This is a genomic window from Coprobacter sp. (assembly GCF_982436375.1).
In genome coordinates, this window is sequence record NZ_CEWDCG010000315.1 from 1 (window position 1) to 2,114 (window position 2,114).

1 protein-coding gene is annotated in these 2,114 nt (G+C 39.9%); it reads left to right on the top strand.

Translation table 11 applies throughout. The annotated features are described in order from the left end of the window. Positions 1–16 precede the first annotated feature (16 nt). Positions 17–2,114 (top strand): glycoside hydrolase family 35 protein (locus tag AC1WHX_RS12005; RefSeq protein ID WP_481229454.1); only part of this gene is annotated, 2,098 nt, incomplete at its 3' end.

A 2,114-nucleotide genomic window follows, 5' to 3' on the forward strand; every position in this document is an offset into this window, starting at 1 on the left:
ATCTAATACTGGTTGTATGAGAAATATATTTTTGAGTTTATTGTTTGGAATTGTGTGCAATCTCTTTGTGATAGAGGCAAAGAATAGTTTAGTTAGTGATTTTGTTGTGTCAAGAGAGGAAAACCCAAAGAATACAGTTTATAGATACGAGGTTTGCCATGAAGATAAATTTAATGTAAATGATGAAATTCGAAAAGGTGAAATGCCTCGATCTGGCTTTGAAGTTGGGAAAGGTACTTTCCTATTGAACGGCAAGCCTTTTATCATAAAAGCGGCAGAATTACATTACCCTCGCATACCGAAACCATATTGGGAACAGCGCATCAAGCTTTGTAAAGCTCTTGGTATGAATACGATATGTCTCTATGTGTTTTGGAATTTGCATGAGCCTCGACCGGGAGAGTTTGATTTTACCGGGCAAAATGATTTGGCTGCATTTTGTAGGCTGTGTCAGCAAAATGATATGTATGTCATTTTACGTCCGGGTCCGTATGTCTGTGCCGAGTGGGAGATGGGCGGATTACCTTGGTGGTTACTTAAGAAAAAAGATATACGCCTGAGAGAAGCAGATCCGTATTTTATAGAACGCGTAAATATATTTGAACAGGAAGTTGCACGACAAGTTGGCGGATTGACCATTCAGAATGGAGGACCTATCATTATGGTCCAGGTAGAAAATGAATACGGGTCTTACGGAGAAAGTAAAGAATATGTATCTCTGATACGTGATATTGTACGTACTAATTTTGGAGATGTAACATTATTTCAGTGTGACTGGGCATCAAATTTTACCAAAAATGCTTTGCCGGATTTACTTTGGACTATAAATTTCGGCACGGGTGCTAATATCGATCAGCAATTTGCAGGATTGAAAAAGCTTCGTCCCGATAGCCCGTTGATGTGCAGTGAGTTTTGGAGTGGTTGGTTCGATAAATGGGGTGCTAACCATGAAACCCGACCGGCTTCGGACATGATAGCTGGTATTGACGAGATGCTGTCGAAAGGCATTTCGTTTAGTCTCTATATGACCCACGGGGGAACTAATTGGGGGCATTGGGCAGGAGCAAACTCTCCGGGATTTGCCCCTGATGTTACTTCTTATGATTATGATGCCCCTATTAGCGAATCGGGGCAAACTACACCCAAATATTGGGCGTTACGGAAAACATTGGGAAAATATATGAATGGGGAGAAACAGACGAAAGTGCCGGATATGATCAAATCTGTTAGTATTCCTGCTTTTCAATTTACAGAAGTCGCTCCGTTATTTGCAAATTTACCGATATCCAAAAAAGATAAAAACATTCGCACTATGGAAGAGTATGATCAAGGATTCGGTACGATTCTTTATCGTACGATTTTACCGGAAATAACCTCTTCAGCACAACTTACGGTAAATGAGGCGCACGATTATGCACAAATCTTTGTCAATGGTAAATATATAGGAAAGCTGGATCGCCGTAATGGAGAAAAACAACTTACTTTACCAGCATGTCCGAAAGGAACACAGCTCGATATTCTTGTAGAAGCTATGGGGCGCATTAACTTTGGACGTGCAATTAAAGATTATAAGGGGATCACGGAAAACGTAGAGCTTTCTATAAATATAGATGGGTATCCTTTTATTTGCGATTTAAAGAATTGGGAAGTTTTCAATATTGAAGATTCCTATGAATTTTATAAAAAAATGAAGTTCCACCCGATACGGTCGTTAAAAGATAAATATGGTCAGCGTATTCCGGGCTGTTATCGGGCGACTTTTCAAGTGAAAAAGCCTGGCGATACCTTTTTGAATTTCGAGACGTGGGGTAAGGGACTGGTCTATGTCAACGGTTATGCATTAGGGCGCATTTGGGAAATCGGTCCGCAACAGACGCTTTATGTTCCGGGTTGTTGGTTGAAAAAAGGAGAGAATGAAATCCTCGTTTTTGATATTATCGGTCCTAAAGAAGCGAAATCTGAAGGTTTGGATAAGCCGCTTTTGGATCAATTGCTTGTTCAAAAGCCGCTTACGCATCGTAAAAAGGGTGAAAACTTAAATCTTTCGAATGAATCTCCTGTTTTTTCAGGATGTTTTAAATCGGGAAATGGCTGGCAAGAAATAAAATTTGATA